A 21279-nucleotide genomic window follows, 5' to 3' on the forward strand; every position below is an offset into this window, starting at 1 on the left:
CACCCACGGTTCGGCAGGGCCCACTCAGGCGGTCGTCAGTTGACGTTGACCGCCGTCCAGGTGGCCGCGACCGCGTTGTACTCGGCGCTGCCGTTGCCGTACAGGTCCGCCGCCGCGCTGAGGGTGCCCGCCCGGGCGCCCGCGTAGTCGGTGGTGGAGGTGAAGTAGACGGTCAGCGCGCGGTACCAGATCTGCGCGGCCTTGTCCCGGCCGATGCCCGCGAGCGAGGAGCCGTCGGCCGTCGGGCTGTTGTAGTCGAACCCGTTGATGCTCTTCGCGCCGCTGCCCTCCGACAGCAGGTAGAAGAAGTGGTTGGCCACGCCCGACGAGTAGTGCACGTCGAGGTTGCCCACGCCGGCGGACCAGGAGTCGGCGGACTGGCCGTCCTTGCTGGGCTGGTCCATGTAGCGCAGCGGGGTGCCGTTGCCGTTCAGGTTGATCAGCTCGCCGATCCAGTAGTTCGGCGGGTTGGAGGGCAGGTTGGCGTACCACTCGACCATCGTGCCCATGATGTCGGAGGTGGCCTCGTTGAGGCCACCGGACTCACCTGAGTAGTTGAGGTTCGCCGTGGCGGCGGTGACGCCGTGGCTCATCTCGTGGCCGGCCACGTCGATCTCGGTGAGCGGGGCGGCGTCGCCGTTGCCGTCGCCGTAGGACATGCAGAAGCAGCTGTCGTCCCAGAAGGCGTTGACGTAGTTGGAGCCGTAGTGGACGCGGCTCGCGGCGCCGACACCGTCGTTGCGGATGCCGTTGCGGCCGAAGGTGCTCTTGTAGAAGTCCCACGTGGTGGCCGCGCCGAACTGGGCGTCCACGGCGGCGGATTCGCGGTTGGAGGCGGTGCCGTCGCCGAAGTTGTTGGAGGTGTTGGCGAACAGCGAGCCGTTGCCGGCGGTTCCGTTGCTCATGTCGCTGGTGGACTGGCCGCCGCGGCTGTCGTCCTTCAGCGAGTAGCTGGAGCCGCTCTGCGCGGTGGTGAGCGGCACCTGGCCGACGAAGACGCCCTTGCCGGTGCCGGCGGCGGTCTGGATCTTCTCGTGGGTGGACAGCACCTTGCCGGTGGCGGCGTCGGTGACGAGCACCTGGTTGCTCGGGGTGCCGTCGGCGCGCACGCCCTCGACGGTGGTCCGGTACGCCAGGCGCGGGTTGCCGTCGGTCGCCCAGACCACCAGTTCGGCCTTGCCGGTCTGGTGCACGTCGGCCAGCGGGGACTCGTCGGCGTCGAGGGTGACCCCGACGGTGGCCTTGACCGCGCCGGTGGCCTGCGTGGCGGCCTGGTCGGCCGGGATCTGCGGGGTCAGGCTCGGCAGCGCGAGCTTGGCGGAGACCGCCTTGTCGACCGACTTGACCGAGCCGTTGGCCTTCTGGTGGACGACCAGGTCGCCGCCGAGCACCGGCAGGCCGGCGTAGGTGCGCTCGAAGCGCAGGTGCCGGGTGCCGTCCTTGTCCACCACGGCGTCCTTGGCGACGAGCCGCTCCTTCTCGCCGAGGGCGAGGGCCTTGGCGAGCGGGCCGGACTGGCCGCCGGCCAGCGCGAGCACGGCCGCGTGCTGGTGGTCGGCCTGGGCCTGGAGGCCGGCGACGGGGCTGGCCTGGGCGGCGGTGCTCACCTGGATCACACCGGTCAGCAGGGCGGTGGCCGACAGTACGGCGACAGCTGCGAGCTTTCGCTTCACGTGCGAGTCCTTCCGGGAAACCGCGTGTGGACGCGGTCGCGCCGCGTTCCGGGGGCCGGGGTCGGCACCTGTGGGGCGGAAATGGGCGCTGACGTGCTGAAACCCCGAGCGGTCGAGCGGCGAGCCACCAAGGGGTGGGGGTGGGGGCTACCGCCGGGGCTGTCCAGAAGCATGACAATCCAGCAGGTGAATTGACAGGTCTACTTCAGCGATTGGCCAGGTCCCGCCAGCTCGCCAAGGCCCTCAAGTGGTGGGCAAAACGGGGCAATTCACCGCGCCTTGCAGTAGGTTCCCACCCGAACCACGCCCGACCGCCTGCACCGATGTCCGATCGACCGTCGAACGCCGATTCGGCGCGCGGAGCCGAGCGGGCCGGAATCGACTTTTACATCCCTGTAGAACTTCCAATACGGAATCTTGACATCCGCTTGGCGAGGTCCCGCCACCTGCCACCCTTGCCCGCCGCCGGGTCATCTGCTAGCGCCACCGGGCCTCGTGTTCGCCCGACTCCTCAGCGCAGTCGGCGAGTTGGGCTCGACACCTGAGGGCGCACCGGAGCCGGGGAGACCCCGTGTCCCACAACGGCCCCTCCTCCACCGGCATCTGCGATGACGCCCGGTTCCCGCGGCGCCCCGCTCGCCCGCCCCCGGCTCCCGGGCGACCCGCCCGTACGGACACCCGGGCCGGGTCGGCACACGCGCTCAACCGCCGCCCGCGCCGGGCCCGTCCGGTCGCAGAAGCGGCAGCGGCAGCGGCAGCGGCAGCGGCAGCGGCAGCGGCAGCGGCAACGGCAACGGCGGGATCGGGATCTGGACCGGGAGAGCGAAGGGGTACCACTCCTCGCCCGGACCGGTCAGCGAGGCCTCCCCGGGAGCACCTCCGGCGCGTACTCCCGCACTGCGGCGAGCAGTTGGCGGATCGACGGGTTCACCATCGGCCGCCCGGCCACGGTGACGGTCGGCACGGTCTCGTTGCCGTCCGCGACCGAGCGGACGAAGGCGGCGGCGTCCGGGTCCTTCCAGATGTTCACCATGGTGAACCGCCGGCTGTAGCGCAGGCGGGTGAAGAGCAGCGCCAGGCGCAGGTTCATGCAGAACGTGCACAGCGGCCGCCAGTAGAGGACCACACCGTCGTCGGCTCCGCCGGTCGCTGTCACTGGAACCGCCATTCCTGGGCCGTGTTGCCGGGGGTGCAGGTCACCATGGTGACCGCGTTCCCCGGGCCGTTGTCGGTCATGCAGCGCTGGTTCTGGTAGTCGGCCAGCGTGTAGGAGCCCTGGGCGGATCCGCTGCGCACCGTCCAGTTGGTCAGGAAGCTGAAGCCTCCGCTCAGGGTGACCTTGCCGTCCATGGTCTGGACGAGCAGCGGCCCGCCGCTGTTGCAGGCGTTGAAACTGATCCAGGAGCCGGGGTCGGTCGCCCGCACCCAGCCGTACTGGGACGCGCCGCCGACCACGATCGGGTTGTCGCCGCTCAGTTCGTCGCGGGCCATCCCGATCGGGCGGCCGTCCTTCACGTTGACGATGGTGGTCCAGGAGGTGCCGCCGCACGACGGCGGCCGGGTGGGGGTCTGCGGAGCCGGCGGGTTGCCGCCGCCCGAGGGCGAACCGCCGCCGGACGGGGAGCCGCCCCCGGCGGGGGAGCCACCGGCCGCGTTCTGGGCCGGGGGCTGCGGGTTGGGATTGGGATTGGGGTTGGCGGGCTGGTTGGCGGTGCCGCCCCCGCCGCCGGACTGGTTGGATTGGCCGCCCGAAGCGCCGCCGCCACCGGCCGCGTTTCCGCCGCCCGCCGCGCCCGCGCCGGCGCCTCGGCCCGCCGCGCCTCCGTTGCCGCCCGGCGCGGGGGCCGGGACGGGCGCGCCCGGCTGGTTCGGGGTGCTCGGCTGCTGGTCGGCGGCCGGGGCCGCGACCGGGGTGTCGGAGGGTGTCGGCGTGGCGGGCGGCGTCACGGCCGGGGCCGCCGGGGTGCCCGCGCCCGGGGTCACCGGGGCCGTCACGACGACGGTCGGCTGGGCGGCGGGCGGCTCGGCCGCGTCCGACCGGCCGGGGCCGCGGTCCACCAGCAGGACGGTCGCCGTGCCCATCGAGATGACCACGGGGACGATCACCGGCACCAGCAGTGCGCGCCGCGACCGGCGCTTGCCCGGCTCGGTCACCGGCTGCGGCCCCACCTTGGCGACCTCGTCCTCGTCCGGCACGGGGCCACCCGACGCCGGGCGCTCGCCTGACGCGGGCTGGTCGGCGCCGTCCGCGACCGGCACCAGGGCACCGGCCTTCGCCGCACCGGCGCCCCCGGCCACCCCACCCCCGGCCCCTTCACCCGCAGCCGCTCCCCCGGCCGCCGCCCTGAGGTCGACCGTCCCGGTGTCGGCCGGGGCGCCGGCCGCACCCGCCGCAGCGCCCGCGTCCTTCGCGCCGATCGCCGCCCGGGCCGCGGCCGCCATCTCGGCGGCGTCGGCGAACCGGTCCTCCGGCTTCTTCTCCAGTGCCTTCGCGACCAGCTCGCGGACCGCCGCCGGGAAGGCCCCCGGCAGCTCCGGCGCCGGCTGGCGGACGTGCTTGAGCGCGACCTCCAACACGCTCTCGCCGACGAACGGCGGCTTCCCGGTGAGCAGTTCGAAGCAGACCACGCCGATCGAGTAGAGGTCGGAGGCCGGCCCGGTGCCCGTACCCTCGGCCTGTTCGGGGGCCATGTAGAGGGCGGTGCCGACGATCGCGTGCGAGGCGGTGATCTTGGTACTGGCGATCGCCCGGGCGATGCCGAAGTCGGTGATGGTCACCCGGCCGTCCGTGCGCACCATCAGGTTGGACGGCTTGATGTCCCGGTGCACGATCTCCCGGCGGTGGGCGGCGTGCAGGCCGTCCAGCGCGGCGGCGACCAGACCGAGGGCGCGCTCGGGAGGCATCGGGCCCTCCTCGGCGAGCACCCGGTCCAACGGCCGGCCGTCGACCAGCTCCATGACGATGTAGGCGCAGCGGTCCCCGGCGTCACCGCCCTCGCCGCCCTCCCGGCCCTCGGCACCGCCGCCGCTCTCACCGTAGTCGTGGACGTCCACGACGGCCGGGTGGTCGATCGCGGCGACCAGCTGGGCCTCCCGGCGGAAGCGCTGGATGAAAGTGTCGTCCTCGAACAGCGCCGAGTGCAGGATCTTGACGGCCACCGGCCGCGCCAGCACCGTGTCGTCGGCCCGCCAGACCGTACCCATCCCCCCGCCGCCGATCCGCTCGACCAGCGTGTACCGCCCGCCGAGCACGGCGCCCGGACCCCTCATACTCCCGCCCCCATGTGTCATGACCCTCCCCAGCGGGCCGTTCGGCCCCCAGTGTGCCAGAGGGGGTCGAACGGTCAGCAGGCGCTGTCCGGCCAGCGGTTGAGGGCCGCCGCCGTCAGCTGTCCCGGCCCTGCCGGGCGTGCTCGACCACCTCCAGGACGGCGGCGGCGACGGCCTGCGGGTGGTCGGCGTGGACGTGGTGGCCGGCGCCGCGCACCACGATGTGCGACCCCTTGGCCGCGCCGGCGACGACGTGTGACTGGAGGACGGTCCAGCGGGCGCGCATCGCCCCCGGCAGGCCGTCGGTCGCGCTCAGCACCGTCACCGGCACGTCGGGCAGCCGCGCGGCCGCGCGCCGCCGCCGGAGCTCGGAGACCGCGAGGACCGTCAGCCGGTTCTCGTCGAGGACGGTCCGCCGCTGGTGGCGATGCGCCTCGACGGCCGCCTCGGCCCTCGCGACGGCTCCCCCGGCACGGCGTGCGGCGGGCGTCATGGCCGCCCGGAGCAGCCCCACCCGCAACAGGACGGCCTCGGCCGCGCGGATGGCCGGTGGCTGGAACTCCTCGTGCGCCGGATCCACCAGGACCAGGCCGGCCACCAGTTCCGGGTGCCGCCAGGCGAGGAGTTGGGCCAGCTGGCCGCCCCAGCTGTGCCCGACCAGGATGGCCGGGCCGGCGCCGAGGTGCTCCACCAGGGCAGCCAGGTCCCCGGTCGGGGACTCCAGCGAAGGACCGGAGACGCGAGCGGGGTCACTGGCACCGAGCCCGGCCCGGTCGTACGCCACGACCCGGCTGTGCGCGGCCAGTTCGGACAGCACCGGCGCCCAGGTCAGCGACGAGGTGCCGCAGCCCGCGAGCAGGACCACCGGCGGGCCGCCGCGCCCCGCCTCCACCCAGCGCAATGCCCGCCCGTCACGGTCGAGTTCGCCCTGCCGGACCCCGCCGGGGACGCTCTCGGCCAGCGCCTGCGCGATGGCGTCCTGCACATCCCGCATGGCCCGCGTGCCCCGTACTACCTGTACGCCCCCCATGCCCCGTGCGCCCTGCGTGTCCCGCGTGCCCCACGGTTCCTGCGCGTTCTGCCTGTTCTCCGTCTTCTGCACGTTCGGTTCCCCCCTGGATCCGTCCGCCCGGTCCCGGCCTGTGGTACCGGGTGACGCGGGTTCGTTGCTCACCACTGCCACGAGTCCCGGGTGCCTCCCCGACGCCCGGCGGGTCGGCCCCCGGCCGGGCCCGGACTCGCTGTCAGGCACCAGACCATGACGGCCCGGCTCCACGCAAACCCGAACACCTCGCGTCCGTTGTGTGACCGGAGGACGAAGAGGAGGCGCTGTGGCGTGAGGCCGTCACCGGCCCGCGCCCGCACGGCCCAGGCCGGGGCGGCGTCGCTGGCCGCCCCGGCCCTCCGGCGGCTCAGGCCGACAGGGTCCGCTTGAACAGGTCGAGCAGCGCCTCCCAGTGGCGCGCGTCGGCGACGGCGTCGTAGCGGGTGGTGTCGGCCTGGGTGTAGCCGTGCGGGGCACCCTGGTAGACCTCCTCCCGGTGGCGGACACCGGCGGCGGCGAGGGCCCCGGCGAGCCGTTCGATCTGCTCGGCGGGCATGGACGGATCCTCGTCGGCGTGGCCGAAGTACACCTCGGCGGTGATCCGGGAGGCGCCCAGGTGCGGACTGTCCGGCGCCTCGGTGGCGAGGCTGCCGCCGTGGAAACCGGCCATGGCCGCGATCCGGTCGGGGTGGCTGGCGGCCGTCCGCAGGGCGAGCACCGCGCCGCGGCAGTAGCCGGTGAGGCCGACCGGGCCGTCCTCGACGAGCGGGGAATCGGCGAGCCAGCGCAGGTAGGCGTCCGCGTCGCGGGCGGTCACCTCGGGGGTGAGGGTGGCGAGCAGCGGGCCGATCTGCTTGAAGATCGCCGGGTCCTTCTCCAGGTCGATCAGCGGCGGCAGTTCGACGACCGGCGCGCGGCCGTTCCGGTAGTAGGCGTTGGGGACCAGCACGGCGTACCCGGCCCGGGCGAGCCGGTCGGCCATGTCCTTCAGCTGGGGTCGGAGCCCGAAGGCATCCATATAGAGGATGACGCCGGGGTGGGCCCGCCCGTCGTCGGGACGGGCGAGGTAGGCATCGGCGGTGCCGTCCGCCGTCGGGATGTCCACGGTGGTTCCGCGCACGGTCATGGTGAGGGGTCTCCTTCGGTTCGCGCGGCAGGGTAGCGGGTGGACGCCGCCACCGGCGCGGCGCCCTCGGGGAACACGGGTGCTGCCGACCGGCGTTGGGCGTACATGGGTGTGATCGTAGACGTGGCGTGCGTGGCGGCGGCGGTGATCGGGCTGATGCTCCTGATCGCGTGGCAGATCCGGGGCGAGTCGTCGGGGCGTTGGCGGCGCGGCGGCGGGAGCACCGGGGTTGGCCTGGGCGGCGGGCTGGAGGAGTTGCAGGCGCTGTTCAGCCCGGGCAAGCGGGTGCAGGTCGAACAACGGCGGGAACAGCTGACGCTGCGGGACGACGCCCAGGTCGGAGCGCCGCCGCACTTCGGCGTGGACCTGGACCGGGGCGTGGCGGTGCTGCGCGGCAGGGACGGGGCGGGCGGCGAGACCGAACGGGGTCGGACAGGCGGTCAGGCTCCCCAGCCACGGGAGCAGAGCACCAGCCGGTAGCCGTCCGGGTCGGATATCGTCACGCCGAACTCCTCCCAGTAGGGGTTGTGGGCCCGGACCGGGGTGCCGCCGGCGGCCTCCAGCCGGGCGACCAGGGCGTCGTCCACCGGCGCACCGAGGTAGACGACGAACAGGTCGTCGACCGTCGGGGTGGGCTCCAGCGGGTTCTCCGGGTCGTGGGTGAGTTCGAAGTGCCAGGCTCCGCCGGGCGGACCGACCATCAGCAGGTCGTGCTCGCCGGACACCCGCTCGGTGGTGCGCCACAGCACGTCGAGGCCGAGGCCGCCGACGTAGAAGCGCTCGGCCGCCGCGAGGTCGCGCGAGGGCCGGGCGATGCGAACCCGCGTCGTCGAATCGATCATGGCCGCGACCCTAGCCGATACCACTGACAACGAACCGTCCCCGACGGTTCCCCCACACAATCCCGTCCGCGGATCCCCGACGGCGATCCGCGGACGGACCCCTCAGAACCGGCGCAGCCGTTCCTCGTCGCCGGTGCGCGGGCAGGTCAGGCAGGCGGCGGCCTCGGGCTTGACCGCGTAGTAGAGGCAGCAGCCGAGCCGGGTACGGGTGTGGTGGCCGCGCCCGTCGGGGGTGTGCAGGCGGCGGAAGTCGGCGGCGCCGGGCAGCGGGAGGGTGCCGCCGGGCAGCACCGCCCCGGCGGCGACGACGGCGGCGTCCTCCTCGCCGAGCATCCGGCCGAGGTACCAGACGGCGGAGGCGAGGTCGTCCGTCACCATGCCCCAGAGCGCGCGGTCGCGGCGCCGGCTGGGGGCGGCGAAGGCAGCGAGCACCGGCTCCACGTGGGCGACCACGGCGGCCCGCAGTTCGGCGCGGAGTTCGTCGTCGCCGGGGAGGGTGACGTGGCCGCGCGGGCGCAGCGCGAGGTCCCCGGTGGGGGCGTGCAGCCAGAGGTCGGCGGGGTCGACGAGGGGTACTTTCCGGGCGAGGTGCCAGGGGCCCGCGATGAGCAGGCACGCGGACCAGACGTAGTGGTGCAGCAGCCTGGAGGCGGTGACGTGCGGGCGGGGGGCGCGGCCGTGTTCGGCGGCGATGCGCTCCTCCTCGCCGGCCAGAACGGCGGCCAGGGCCCGTTCGTCGGCGGCGAGTTCGGCCCCCGAGTACCAGCCGTCGGCGGCACGGGGGTCGGGTTCGTCGGCGCCGAGCAGGCGCAGCTCCAGCACCGGGCAGAGTTCGCGCAGGCGCCGGTAGTCGCCGGGCAGGGTGGACGTCGGCGCGACGGGCAGGGGTGTTCCGGGGATCATCGGCGCTCCGTGGATCGACTCCGCATGATCGAATAAGGTGAGGCTCACCTTACAATGCCCCAGGGAGTGCACCACCCGGGGCCGGGCTGGGCGGCGCGACACCCGCGACACCTGGGCGGGGTGACGCCGCGGCGAACGGCCCGACATCGGACCAGGCGACCCGAGATTGACGAACTTAGGCAAACCTAACCTAAGATGTCGACTCGTGTTGAGAACCGACCCGCCGGCCACCACGGCCCCGGCGACGCCTCGATCGTCTGCGGTCCAGCGGCCCCTGCTGCTGGTCGCCGGTGTGGGCGCGCTCGTGCTGTGTGCCGCGCTGAGCCTCGCGCTCGGCTCCCGATCCATCCCGCTGTCCACCGTGGCCGACGCGCTCACCGGGGCCGCCCACGGCGGCGACGCCGATGTGGTGACGGGCCTTCGCCTGCCGCGAACGGTGATCGGACTGGCCGTCGGGGCCGCGCTCGGCGTCGCCGGGGCGGTCGCCCAGGGCGTCACCCGCAACCCGCTCGCCTCCCCGGTCACCCTCGGCGTCAACGCCGGCGCGAGTCTCGCCGTGGTCGCCGCGATCTACGCGCTGGACCTCACCCGGCCCGTCGAGTACGTCTGGTTCGCCTTCGCCGGGGCGGCCGTCGCCGCGGTCGCCGCGTACGCGATGTCCCGGCGCGGCGGCGACCTCGACCCGGTCCGGCTCGCGCTCGGCGGCACCGTGCTCACCGTGGTGCTCACCTCCTGGACCTCCGCGCTGATGCTGGCCAGTCACCGCACCCTGGACGAGGCTCGGTTCTGGTTGGCCGGCTCGATCGGCGGGCGGCAGTTGGACACCCTCACCCCCGTGCTGCCGTTCCTGGTGCTCGGCCTGCTGGGCGCGTTCGCGATCTCGCCCGCCCTCAACGCGCTGGCCCTCGGCGACGAGACCGCCCAGTCGCTCGGCGTGCCGGTGGCCCGGATCCGACTGGCCGGAGGGCTGGCCGTCGTCCTGCTCGCGGGCAGTGCGGTGGCCGTCGCCGGGCCGGTGGCGTTCATCGGACTGGCCGCGCCGCACCTGGTCCGCCCGCTGCTCGGCAACGACCACCGCTGGCTGCTGCCGGGCTGCCTGATCGCCGGTCCGCTGCTGCTGCTCGCCGCCGACGTGCTCGGACGGCTCGTGGTGCGCCCCTCCGAGATCGAGGTCGGCATCGTGACCGCCTTCCTCGGCGCGCCGCTTCTCGCCGTACTGGCCCGGAAGGTGGCCCGGTGACCGCGCTCGCCGTACCCGTCGGCACGCTCGCCCGCCGCCGGGCCCGCACCGCCGTGTGGTCGGCGCTGGCCGCCGTCGTCCTGGTGGTGCTGACGGGCGTCGCGCTCGGCACCGGACAGGTGAGCCTGTCCGGATGGGACGCGCTGCGCGCCCTGGTCGGGCAGGGCGAACCCGGAAACGTCCTGGTGGTGCAGCAGTTCCGGGCGCCCAGGGTGGTGTCGGCGCTGATCGCCGGGGCCGGGCTGGCGATGGCCGGCTCGATGCTCCAGCGGCTCTTCCGCAACCCGCTGGCCTCCCCCGACACCATCGGTGTCACCGGCGGCGCGTCCTTCGGCGCGGTGCTGATGCTCGCCACCGGCGCCTCCCAGCAGCTGATCCCGCTGGCCGCGCTCGGCGGCGGACTGCTGGCGGCGCTGCTGCTCGGCGGCCTCGCCTGGCGGTCGAAGATGGCCGTCACCCGGCTGGTGCTGGTCGGCCTGGCGGTGCAGCAGGGCCTCGCCGCCGCCGTGAACCTGATGATCGTACGGTTCCCGGCCGAGCTGGCCTCCTCCGCGATGCAGTGGACCACCGGCTCGCTCTACGGCCGCAACTGGACCGAGGTGTGGATCGGCGGCACCGCCATCGCGCTGACCGCCCTGGCCGTGCTGCTCTGCCAGCGGCGGATCGCGGTCCTCGACCTCGGCGACGACTCGGCCGGCGGCCTCGGCCTCAACCCCGGCCGGGACCGGCTCTGGCTGCTGCTGCTCGGCATCACCCTCGCCTCGCTGGCCGCCGCCCTCACCGGCCCGGTCGCGTTCGTCGCGCTCGCCGTACCGCACCTGGTCCGGCTGCTCGCCGGGCCGCCCACCCTCGGCACGCTCGGACTCACCGCGCTCACCGGCGCCGTCCTGCTGCTGTCCGCCGACCTCCTCGTGCTCCACGTGATCCCCGTCCACGGCCTGCCGGTCGGTGCCGTCACCGCCACGCTCGGCGCGCCCTGGCTCCTGGCGCTGATGATCCGCCAGGGCCGGCCTCCCCAGAGGAGCAACTGATGACGCCCACGACGACCGTCGAGTCCGTCACCACCACCGCCAACCGGCTCGCCGCGCACGGCCTCGACCTGCGCTACGGCGACCGCACGATCGTCGACGGGCTCGACCTCGAACTGCCCGGCGGCGCCGTCACCGCCATCGTCGGGCCCAACGCCTGCGGCAAGTCGACCCTGCTGCGCGGACTGGTCCGGCTGCTCGACCCCGCCGCCGGCACCGTCACCCTGGACGGCTCCGACATCCACCGGATGTCCGCCCGGGCCCTCGCCAAGCGGATGGGCCTGCTGCCGCAGCAGCCCGTCACCCCCGAGGCGATCACCGTCGAGGCACTGGTACGGCTCGGCCGGTACCCGCACCAGCGGATGCTCAGCCCGTGGTCCAAGACCGACCAGGCCGCCGTCGAGGACGCCCTCGCCCGGACCGGCACCGCCGAACTGCGCGAGCAGCAGGTCGACCGGCTCTCCGGCGGGCAGCGCCAACGCGCCTGGATCGCGCTCGCACTCGCCCAGGACACCGAGCTGCTGCTGCTCGACGAGCCGACCACCTTCCTCGACCTGCGCCACCAGCTCGACGTCCTCGACCTGGTCGCCGACCTGCACGCCGAGGCCGGACGCACCGTCGTCATGGTGCTGCACGACCTCGGGCAGGCCGCCCGGTACGCCGACCACCTGGTGGTGCTCAAGGACGGGCGGCTCGCCGCCGCCGGACCGCCCGCCGAGGTCCTCACCGCCGACCTGGTCGAGGCCGTGTTCCAGGTGCCGTGCCGGGTGGTGCCCGACCCGGAGACCGGCACGCCGCTGGTCGTCCCCCGGGCGCGGACCCGGCCGCGCGCCGCCGACCGCTGACCACTGCCCCCGTTCGTCACCCCCGACGCTCCTCACCCTCGACGCTCCGCAACCCGACGCCCGCTCGACCCGATCCAAGGACCCCCATGAACCGCCGCCTCCCCGTCGCCGTCCTCGCCGTCGCCCTGTCCACCACGCTGCTCGCCGCCTGCGGCAGCGACGGCGGGACCAAGCAGAGCGGGGACGCCTCCTCCGCGAGCGCCGGCGCCTCCGCCGGCTTCCCGCGCACCGTCACCCACGCCGCCGGAACGGCCCAGATCAAGGCCCAGCCCAAGCGCGTCGTGGTGCTGGACAGCGGCGAGCTGGACGACGTCACGCTGCTCGGCATCACGCCGGTCGGCGCGGTGTCGCCGCACATGAAGACCGAGGGCGGGTTCCCGAACTACCTCAAGGACAAGATCAAGGACACCAAGGACGTCGGCCCGATGAACGAGCCGAACCTGGAACTGATCGCCTCCCTGAAGCCCGACCTGATCCTCTCCTCCAAGGTCCGCCACGCCAAGGTCTACGACCAGCTGAACGCGATCGCGCCTACCGTGCTCGCCGAGACCACCGGGTTCCCGTGGAAGGAGAACCTCGCCCTCTACGCGCAGGCGCTCGGCAAGGAGGACGAGGCCAAGAAGGCGCTCGCCGACTACGAGGCGCGGGCCGCCAAGCTCGGTGAGGCGATCAAGGCGAAGAACGGCGGCGCCATGCCGACCGCCTCGGTGGTCCGCTTCGTGGCCGGACCGACCCGCCTCTACGCCAAGGCCTCCTACAGCGGCGTGGTGCTCAAGGACGTCGGCCTGGCCCGCCCGGCCGCCCAGGACGTCGACAAGAACATCGTCGAGGTGAGCGCCGAGCAGATCAACCAGGCCGACGCCGACCTGGTGTTCGTCACCACCGCCGACGACCCGTCCAAGACCAAGGAGAGCGAGGTCCAGCAGACCCCGGTCTGGCAGGGCCTGAACGCCGTCAAGAACAGCAAGGTCTTCAACGTCCCGGACGAGACCTGGATGTCCGGCATCGGCGTCCAGGCCGCCGACGCCATGCTCGGCGACATCGCCAAGGCCGCGGGCGTGGACGCACCCAAGTAACCGCCGACGGACGACGGCGGGCGGAGGCGGCTGCCGCTGTGGCCGCCCCCGCCACCGCCCGCCGTCACTCCCGTCCGCCACCACCCTCAAGGACCACCACCCCATGCGGCTCTACCTGCTCGCCCTCAACCCCACCGACTCGGTCACCGCCGGCTTCCTGCCCGCCGCCGCCCGGCTCGGGCTCGACGTCACCGTCCTGACCGACCACGCCGAACCCCACCAGAAGGCCTACGCCGACCTCCCGTTCACCGCACCCGCGGTGCTGGAGTGCGACGTCCGGGACTTCCGCGCCGTGATCAGCCTGGTCTCCCGCCACCACGCGCCCGACGCGGTGTTCAGCAACAGCGACCACCTGCAGACCCAGACCGCCCTGGCCGCCGAGTACTTCGGCCTCCCCGCCAAGGACTGGAAGGCCGCACTGCGGGCCAAGGACAAGGGCCAGCTGCGCCGCCACCTCGCCCTGACCGGCCAGGACGCCGTCTGGTCCGCCGAGTTGGCCCCCGGGCAGGACCCGGCCGAGCTGGAGCCGCCGTTCCCGTGCGTGGTCAAACCTCGTGAGGGAGTGGCCAGCGAGGACGTCACACTGGTCGCCGACGCCGCCGAACTCGCCCTCCGCTGCCGGGAGATCCAGCACCGCCGGGCCGGCGCGACGCTGGTCGTCGAGGAGTTCCTGGACGGCCGGCTGTGCACCCTGGAGACGCTCGGCGACGGCCGCCGCCGGCACGTCCTCGGCGGCTTCCGCACCCAGCTCTCCCCGCCGCCGGACTTCATCGAGGAGGTGCTGGAGTTCGTCCCCGCGCACCCCGGTGAGGTGGTCGCGCAGGTGCTCGCCCAACTCGACGCGCTCGGGATCGGACTCGGCGCCTGCCACACCGAGTTCGTCGTGCAGCCCGACGGCCGTGCCCGGATCATCGAGGTCAACTACCGTGCCATCGGCGACCAGTGCGACCTGATGCTCGCCGAGGTCCTCGGCGTCCCGCTCTTCGAGCACATCCTCGCCGCCCACCTCGGCCGGGAACTCCCCGCGGACCTCGGCGCGCAGTGCGCCGCGACCCCGCGCCGGGCCCGCAACGAGGTGGTCTGCGCCGACCGCGCCGGCCTCCTCACCGCCGCCCCCGGGCCGTACGACGAGGAGCGCGACGGCATCCGGCTCGCCTACCGCCCGCTGCGCCCGCTCGGCGAGCGGCACGAGCACTACCGCACCAACCGCGACTACCTGGGCGTGATGTGGGCCATCGGCGCCGACCAGGAAGCCGTGGACGCCGCCGTCGCCCGGTTCCGCGCCGCCAACCGCTGGGAGATCACCCCGTGACCGCCGACGAGCAGCTCACCCTGCGGGTGATCTCCGCCCTGCTGCGCGAGGACGTCCTCGGCCTGCGCACCCGCGGCGCCGTGGAGGACCGCGCGGACGGCGCCTGGTTCACCGTCGCGAACGCCGAACTCGCCCTGCCCGTCGCCGTCGAGGGCTTCCAGTGCGAGTACGCCGCCCGGCTGCCCCTACTGGAGCTGGCCGGGCGCCGGCTCACCGGCCTGGACGCCATCGTGGCAGCCCTGGCCGGCCTGGCCGAGGCCGAGGACCGGCCCGGCTGGGACGCTTTCGCCGAGGAGTGCCGCCAGACCCTCGCCACCATGGAACTGCACGAGCGCGCGCGGCCCGAGGTGCACGCCCGGCTCACCGACCTGTACGGCGAGGACCCGGCCGACTGGACCGGTCTGGCCGCCGCCCTCGGCCACGACACCCTGGCCGCCTACCTCGACCACCCCGTCTACCCGACCGCACGCGGCCGGTCCGGCCTCACCGAACACCAACTGAAATCCTACGCACCGGAGTTCCACCCCGCGTTCGAGCTGCGCTGGCTGGCCGTCCCGACCGACGCCCTCACCACCCACGGCCGGCGCCCGCTCCCGAGCTGGTGGCCCACTCCGGCCTGGCTGGGCCTTGCGGACGCCTGCCCCGGCGACGGCTGGACCACCCTGCCGGTCCACCCCCTCACCGTCGGCGCCCCGCTGGACGAGGCACTGGAGGCGGTCGGCCTGGCCGACCGCGCGGTGCTCGCCGAACGGCCCTACCTGACCGTCGTGCCGACGCTCTCCATGCGCACCGTCGCCGTCGCCGACGACCCCGCCTGCCACCTCAAACTCCCGCTCGCCACCGCCACGCTGGGCCGGCTCAACCGCCGCACCATCAAGCCCGGCACACTGCTCGACGGCGCCGCCGGCCAGCGCCTGATCGAGGCCGTGCTGGCCCGCGAGCCGCGCTTCGCCGGCCGCGTCCTGCACGCCGACGAGCAGACCTGGGCGCACGCCGGTCACGAACTGCTGGCCGTCCTGCTGCGCCGCTACCCCGCCGGGCTGGAGCAGGCCGTCACCGTCCCGCTGGCCGCCCTGCTGGCCCCCGCGCCCGGGGGCCGCCTGGTGCTCGACCACCTCGCCGACCGCTTCCACGACGGCGACCAACTCGCCTTCTACGACTCCCTGCTGGAACTGCTGCTGGACTGGCAGACCACGCTGTTCGACTACGGCATAGCACTGGAGTCGCACCAGCAGAACACCTCCCTGGTGCTCGACGGCGACGGACTGCGCCTGCTCTACAAGGACGACGACGGCCCGCGCGTGCACACCGCCCGGATGACCGCCCGCCTCGGCGAACTCGCCCCGACCCGGGCCGACTTCGACGACGCCCGGATCTTCGGCGACGACGACCGGGCGCTCACCGACCTGTTCACCACCATCACCGGCCACCTGTGCACCGGCGCGCTCGCGTTCGGCCTCGCCGAGCACCGTCGCGCCGAACTCACCGACGTGCTCGCACTGTTGCGAAAGCGCCTGGCCGAAGCGGTGGACCGGATCGGACCGGCCGGTGAGCCGCTGCGGACGGACCTGCTGGAGGCCGAACGCCTGCCGGTCAAGGCCATGGTCAGCGCCGGGACCCTGCTCAGCAAGCAGCGCTCGGGCGCCGCCGACATCAACAAGCACTACACCAGCGGCCCCAACTACCTGCTGGCGGACGGGATCACCCGGTGAGTGTGGAGACCGTTTCGCAGCGGTCCGGCCACGGGACCGACCACTCCGGCGGACTCGGCCGCCGCCAGGTGCACGCCGTCGCCGCCTGCTACTTCGTCGCCTCCTTCGCCGCGCTGGGCCTGCCGCCGTACCTGACCGCGATCCTGCCCACGCTCGGCGATCCGCAGGCCCGGTGGGCCGGCGTGCTCTACATCGTCCCGACGGTCTTCAGCGCGCTCGGCGCACCGCTGTGGGGCCGGCTCGCCGACCGCTTCGGCCGCAAGCGGCTGCTGCTGCGCGCCCAACTCGGGCTCACCGTCTCCTTCCTGCTGGCCGGGGCCGCCGGCAGCCTGCCCGCGTTCACCCTCGCGCTGGTCCTTCAGGGCTTCCTCGGCGGCACCTTCGCCGCCACCAACGGCTACCTCGCCGCCGCCCTCGACGGACCGCGGCTGTCCCGCGCACTCACCCTGATGCAAGGCAGCGCCCGGGCGGCCCTGGTGGCCGCACCGATCCTGGTCGGCGCACTGTCCCCGTGGATCGACCCGCACCGCCAGTACCTGGTGATGGCCGTCCTCCCGCTCGCCGCCTCGCTGCTGCTGTCCCTGCTGCCCGAGCCGGACCATCCGGCGGCCACCCCCGCGTCGGAGGGCCGCGCCGAGCGGGCACCCGCCGCCCCGCTCCTCCCGCTCTACGTCTTCGAGTTCGTCTTCGTCTTCGCCACCGTCATCTCCTTCCCCTATCTCATCTCGCTCGCCGAGCAACGGCTTCCCGGCGTCTCCGGCACCACCACCGGCGTGCTGTTCGCCCTGCCGCACCTGTGCTACCTGGTGTTCGCCGCACGCGTCCACACGCTGTTCCACGCCCGCCCGCACACCGGCATCGCACTCGGCTTCGGCCTCGTCGCGCTCGGCCTGGCCGGGCACGCCGTCGCGTACTCGCTCCCGGTCTTCGTCGCCGTCCGGCTGCTGCTCGGCGCCGGGCTCACGCTCGGCCTGGTCTGCCTCGCCGTGCTCGCCGCCGGAGCGGCCCAAGGGCGCGCGCCCGGGCGGATGTTCGGCACGCTCGAACTCGTCTCCAAGGGCGGCGCCGTCGCCGCCGGCGCCGTCGCAGCGCTGGCCAACGGGCAGTTCGGCGCCGCCGCGCCCGTGGTGGCCGGCACCGCCGCCGCCCTGCTGGCCGCCGTCGCGGCCACCGCATTCTCCCTCCCGTCCCTCCGCCAGCGCTGGAGTCGCCGATGACCCCCGAGCCGATCGCCCCCAAGTCGATCACCCACGAGCCGATCAGCCACGAACTGCCCACCGCCGACGACGCGGTGGCCCACACCCTGCTGAACTGCCTGCTGCGCGAGGTCTCCGCCCCCGAGCACCAGACTGCCGTGGCCGACGGCCGCCTGCTGCTGCGCCTGCCCCGGCGCGGCGCCCTGCTGCGGATCGCCCTGCGCCGCACCTCGCTGCTCGGCGCGCACCGCTTCACCGGCCCGGTCGAGATCGAACGAGGCGGCATCTGGGCGGAGTTGAACTGGCGAGAGCTGGCGGAACACGTGCAGGACGAACTGGAGCTGCGCACCGGCACGGTGAACGAGGAGTTCCTCGGCCAGGTCACCTCCAGCCACGACGGGCTCCGGCAGAGCCTGGCCGACCGCCCGGTCTCCGGACCGGATCGCTACCTGGAGTCCGAGCAGGCCCTGCTGTTCGGCCACCGCTTCCACCCGGCGCCCAAGTCCCGCTCCGCCGCTCGGGGGGACTGGCGCGGGTACGCCCCGGAGTCCCGCGCGGCGTTCCCGCTGCGCCACCTCGCCGTCCGCGCCGAACTGCTCACCGAGCAGTCCCTGGACGACAGCGCGAGCGCCCTGCTGGACGGCCTCGGCGACGTCCCGGACGGATACCGCCTGCTGCCCGCCCACCCCTGGCAGTACCAACTCATCGGCGATCACCCGCTGTTGCGCGACGCCCTGGACCGCGGGGACGTCCTCGACCTCGGGCCGCGCGGCGAGGAGTTCGCCGCCACCGCCTCGGTGCGCACCCTCCACGGCGCGGACGCCTTCCTCAAGTTCAGCCTCAACGTGCGCATCACCAACTGCCTGCGCAAGAACGCCGCTTACGAGCTCACCGGCGCCGTCGAACTCACCCGGCTGCTCGCCCCCGCCCTCTCCGACCTCGCCCGGCGCTTCCCCGACGCGGCGATGCTGCGCGAGCCCGCGTTCCGCACCCTCGCCCTGCCCGGCGCCGACGGCCGACCCGACCAGGCGCTGTACGAGGGCTTCGGCCTGATCGTCCGCGAGGGCTTCGGCGGCGTGCTGCGGCCCGGCGTCACCCCGCTGCTGGCCGCCGCCGTCGCCGACGAGCACCCGACCAGCTCCGCCCACATCTCCCGTCTACTGGCGGGGAGTTCGGACGCCTCCCGGGCCCTGGACTGGTGGCGGGCCTATCTGGGGCTGCTCATCCCGCCCGTGCTCGCCGCCTACTTCGACCACGGCGTGGTGCTGGAGCCGCACCTGCAGAACGTGCTCATCGGCGTCGACGCCACCGGGCACCCCACCCAGGTGCTCTTCCGCGACCTGGAGGGCACCAAGCTCGTCCCCGAGCACAACGCCGACCTCCTGGCCGCCCTCCCGCCCGAGGTCGCCGGGCCGATGACGTACGACGCCGAACGCGGCTGGGACCGGGTGGTCTACTGCCTGCTGGTCAACCACGTCGCCGAACTGCTGGCCGCCCTCGCCGACCGCCACCCCGAGCTGGAGGGCGCCCTGTGGCAGGCGGTCCGGGACACCCTGGAGCAGTACGCGGCAGGCCACGGCCGCCCGCCCCGGCTGCGGGCGCTGCTCGCGGGCGTGCCGCTGCCGGCCAAGGCCAACCTGCTCACCCGCTGGGAGCGCAAGGCCGACCGACAGGCCGGCTACGTCCGCCTGCCCTCGCCGCTCGCCGGATCCGTCCTCGCCCAGGCCGCCCGCACCGCTACCCCCCTCTCCCTCGGGAGCGCCGCCCGATGACCGAGATCGTCCGCCGGCACGTCGCCGCCCTCGCGCCCGACGCCCTGCCCGCCTACGTCTACGACCTGGCGGCGCTGCGCGCGCACGCCGCCGCCGTCCGGGCCGCGCTGCCCGCGCGGGTCGAGCTGTACTACGCCGCCAAGGCCAATCCGGAGGCGCCGCTGCTGGCCGCGCTGCGCGACGCGGTCGACGGCTACGAGGTCTCCAGCGGAGGTGAGTTGGCGCACGTGCGGGCGGCCGTTCCGGACGCGCCGCTGGCCTTCGGCGGCCCTGGCAAGACGCCCGCCGAGATCGCCGCCGCCGTGGACGCCGGGGTGCACCGCTGGCACATCGAGAGCGAGCAGGAACTGCACCGGCTCGACGCCGTCCTCGCGGACCGGCCGGGCACGGTGGTCGACGTGCTGCTACGGGTCAACCTGCCGGTCGCCACCGGTGCGCTCGACGCGGTGGCACTCGCGATGGGTGGGCGACCGACGCCCTTCGGGCTCGACCCGGACCGCGCCGAGGAGTGCGTGCGCCAGCTCACCGGCGACGGCACCGGCCCGCTCGGACGGCGGCTGCGTCTGCGCGGCGTGCACGCCCATCTGGCCAGCGGGCTCGCGGCGGCTGAGCAACTGGCCGTCGCCGAGCAGATCGTGGCCTGGTCGGCCGCGCTGGCCGAGCGGCACGGCTTCCCGCTGGCGGAGGTCAACGTCGGCGGCGGAATGGCCGTGGACTACGACGACCCGGCGAACCACTTCGACTGGACGGCCTTCGGCGAAGGGCTGGCCAAGCTGCTGGACGCCCACCCCGGTCTGACCCTGCGGATCGAACCCGGCCGGGCCCTGACCGCCCACTGCGGCTGGTACGCGACCGAGGTGCTGGACGTGAAGCAGAGCCACGGCGAGGACTTCGCGGTGGTCCGTGGCGGCACCCACCACCTGCGCACCCCCGCCACCCGGGGGCACTCCCAGCCTTTCGAGGTGCTCCCGGTCGACGCCTGGCCGCACCCGTGGCCGCGCCCCGCCGTCGCCACCGGCCGCGCCACCCTGGCCGGCCAGCTCTGCACCCCGAAGGACGTCCTCGCCCGGGCCGCCGCCGACGCCGACGGCCTGCGGGCAGCCGACCGGGTGCTGTTCGCGATGGCGGGCGCGTACGCCTGGAACATCTCGCACCACGAGTTCCTGATGCACCCGCGCCCGGGGTTCCACTACCTGGGCGACTGAGGGCACCCCCGGGAGGGCGGGCAGCAGGTAACAGATAACAGCTGACAGATAACAGATTTCGAAATCTGTCAGCTGTTATCTGTTCGCCGTTCCCTGTTCGAGCCCCGCCGCCCGCCCGTCCGCGCGCCGGACCCCACCCGCGGGCCCCGCCCGCCCCAGGGGTCGCCGCAGGTCGCCTCCGCACACTCGTGCGACAGTGGTAGGCAGCGAAGGGAGCGCGAACGTGCTGATGGACAAGGTGGCGGAGATACTCGCCGAGGCGTCGGCCGAGGTGGTGGAGCCACGCTTCCGGGCGCTGGCCGCCGGCGAGGTGATGGAGAAGGCGCCCGGCGAGATCGTGACGGTCGCCGACCGCGAGGCCGAGGTGATCATCGCCCGCCGCCTGCGCGAGCTGCTGCCCGTCCCCGTGGTCGGCGAGGAGGCGGTCTCCGCCGACCCCGAACTCGCCCAGGCCCTCCACGACGAGCCCGCCGCCTGGCTGGTCGACCCGGTCGACGGCACCGCCAACTTCGTCGCAGGCCGCCCCGAGTACGCCGTGATGTGCTCGCTCGTCCGCGGCGGAGAGACCGTCGCCTCCTGGATCTGGCAGCCCGCCACCGCCACCGCCTACTGTGCCGAACTGGGCTCCGGGGCCTGGCGCGACGGCGTGCGCCTGACCCGGCCGCCGGCACCGCGCGACGCCGCGAAGCTGCGCGGATCCGTGAAGAGCCGCTACCTCGACCTGGAACACCGCCGGCGTTTGCAGGCCAACGAGTCGGCCTTCGGCGAGGTCTCCCCCGGTCGGCACGCCGCCGGAATCGAGTACCCGGACGTCGTCGAGGGCCGCTTCGACTTCCTCCTCTACTGGCGCACCCTCCCCTGGGACCACGCCCCCGGCTCCCTGCTCGTCACCGAGGCCGGCGGCGTGTCCGCCCGGCTGGACGGCACCCCCTACCGCCCCGAGGCCCCCGGCTGCGAGAACGGCCTGCTGGTCGCCGCCGACCCGGAGACCTGGGAGCTCACCCGCACCACACTCCTGAGCGACTGACCGACCG

At 74.1% G+C, this 21279-nt stretch carries 18 protein-coding genes; 11 read left to right on the forward strand and 7 right to left on the reverse strand.

Annotated features, from left to right (window positions below):
- Positions 1-35 precede the first annotated feature (35 nt).
- From AB0O82_RS00765 to AB0O82_RS00785, 5 genes are all read right to left on the reverse strand, one after another.
- Positions 36-1673, reverse strand: a complete 1638-nt coding sequence (locus AB0O82_RS00765) for a M4 family metallopeptidase (RefSeq protein ID WP_363579358.1) — start codon at positions 1671-1673, stop codon at positions 36-38.
- An 853-nt stretch (positions 1674-2526) separates the two neighbouring features.
- Positions 2527-2829, reverse strand: coding sequence for a glutaredoxin domain-containing protein (locus AB0O82_RS00770; RefSeq protein ID WP_363579360.1), 303 nt, complete (start codon positions 2827-2829; stop codon positions 2527-2529).
- Positions 2826-4943 (reverse strand): serine/threonine-protein kinase, encoded by a 2118-nt coding sequence (locus tag AB0O82_RS00775; protein ID WP_363579362.1) that lies wholly within the window; start codon positions 4941-4943, stop codon positions 2826-2828. Before AB0O82_RS00775 ends, AB0O82_RS00770 begins: the two co-directional genes overlap by 4 nt.
- 115 nt (positions 4944-5058) lie before the next feature.
- Positions 5059-5937, reverse strand: a complete 879-nt coding sequence (locus AB0O82_RS00780) for an alpha/beta hydrolase (RefSeq protein ID WP_363579364.1) — start codon at positions 5935-5937, stop codon at positions 5059-5061.
- Between the two features lie 418 nt (positions 5938-6355).
- Positions 6356-7114 (reverse strand): dienelactone hydrolase family protein, encoded by a 759-nt coding sequence (locus AB0O82_RS00785; protein WP_363579366.1) that lies wholly within the window; start codon positions 7112-7114, stop codon positions 6356-6358.
- A gap of 105 nt (positions 7115-7219) precedes the next feature.
- Between AB0O82_RS00785 and AB0O82_RS00790 the strand changes: the two genes are divergently transcribed.
- On the forward strand, positions 7220-7594 hold the full coding sequence (locus tag AB0O82_RS00790; RefSeq protein ID WP_363579368.1) for a DUF6191 domain-containing protein: 375 nt from the start codon (positions 7220-7222) through the stop codon (positions 7592-7594).
- On the opposite strand, the gene AB0O82_RS00795 is transcribed toward AB0O82_RS00790, so the two are convergent.
- The gene (locus AB0O82_RS00795; protein WP_363579370.1) at positions 7555-7956 is read right to left on the reverse strand and encodes a VOC family protein; all 402 of its coding nucleotides are present in this window, start codon (positions 7954-7956) and stop codon (positions 7555-7557) included. The two genes, AB0O82_RS00790 and AB0O82_RS00795, sit on opposite strands and share 40 nt — an antisense overlap.
- Positions 7957-8058: 102 nt before the next feature.
- Positions 8059-8859 (reverse strand): (2Fe-2S)-binding protein, encoded by an 801-nt coding sequence (locus AB0O82_RS00800; protein ID WP_363579372.1) that lies wholly within the window; start codon positions 8857-8859, stop codon positions 8059-8061.
- A gap of 274 nt (positions 8860-9133) precedes the next feature.
- Here AB0O82_RS00800 and AB0O82_RS00805 point away from each other — a divergent pair, with 274 nt between their 5' ends.
- The 10 genes from AB0O82_RS00805 (at position 9134) to AB0O82_RS00850 (ending at position 21272) form a co-directional block, all read left to right on the forward strand.
- Entirely contained in the window at positions 9134-10099 is a 966-nt protein-coding gene (locus tag AB0O82_RS00805) for an iron ABC transporter permease (protein ID WP_363579658.1), read from the forward strand.
- A gap of 53 nt (positions 10100-10152) precedes the next feature.
- Positions 10153-11130 (forward strand): iron ABC transporter permease, encoded by a 978-nt coding sequence (locus AB0O82_RS00810; protein WP_363579659.1) that lies wholly within the window; start codon positions 10153-10155, stop codon positions 11128-11130.
- Positions 11130-11972: an ABC transporter ATP-binding protein gene (locus AB0O82_RS00815; protein WP_363579374.1), complete on the forward strand. Its 843-nt coding sequence runs from the start codon at positions 11130-11132 to the stop codon at positions 11970-11972. The genes AB0O82_RS00810 and AB0O82_RS00815 overlap by 1 nt, the downstream gene beginning before the upstream one ends.
- A gap of 86 nt (positions 11973-12058) precedes the next feature.
- Positions 12059-13048: an iron-siderophore ABC transporter substrate-binding protein gene (locus AB0O82_RS00820; RefSeq protein WP_363579376.1), complete on the forward strand. Its 990-nt coding sequence runs from the start codon at positions 12059-12061 to the stop codon at positions 13046-13048.
- A 103-nt stretch (positions 13049-13151) separates the two neighbouring features.
- The gene (locus AB0O82_RS00825) at positions 13152-14360 is read left to right on the forward strand and encodes an ATP-grasp domain-containing protein (protein WP_363579378.1); all 1209 of its coding nucleotides are present in this window, start codon (positions 13152-13154) and stop codon (positions 14358-14360) included.
- Complete coding sequence (locus tag AB0O82_RS00830) at positions 14357-16072, forward strand: IucA/IucC family protein (RefSeq protein ID WP_363579380.1); 1716 nt, start codon at positions 14357-14359, stop codon at positions 16070-16072. The genes AB0O82_RS00825 and AB0O82_RS00830 overlap by 4 nt, the downstream gene beginning before the upstream one ends.
- Before the next feature lie 2 nt (positions 16073-16074).
- Positions 16075-17289: an MFS transporter gene (locus tag AB0O82_RS00835; protein WP_363579660.1), complete on the forward strand. Its 1215-nt coding sequence runs from the start codon at positions 16075-16077 to the stop codon at positions 17287-17289.
- Positions 17286-19040, forward strand: a complete 1755-nt coding sequence (locus AB0O82_RS00840; protein ID WP_363579382.1) for an IucA/IucC family protein — start codon at positions 17286-17288, stop codon at positions 19038-19040. The genes AB0O82_RS00835 and AB0O82_RS00840 overlap by 4 nt, the downstream gene beginning before the upstream one ends.
- On the forward strand, positions 19037-20245 hold the full coding sequence (locus tag AB0O82_RS00845) for a type III PLP-dependent enzyme (RefSeq protein WP_363579383.1): 1209 nt from the start codon (positions 19037-19039) through the stop codon (positions 20243-20245). Before AB0O82_RS00840 ends, AB0O82_RS00845 begins: the two co-directional genes overlap by 4 nt.
- 229 nt (positions 20246-20474) lie before the next feature.
- Complete coding sequence (locus tag AB0O82_RS00850; RefSeq protein ID WP_363579661.1) at positions 20475-21272, forward strand: inositol monophosphatase family protein; 798 nt, start codon at positions 20475-20477, stop codon at positions 21270-21272.
- Positions 21273-21279 lie beyond the last annotated feature (7 nt).

The organism is Kitasatospora sp. NPDC088264, assembly GCF_040685715.1.
Lineage (GTDB): Bacteria > Actinomycetota > Actinomycetes > Streptomycetales > Streptomycetaceae > Kitasatospora.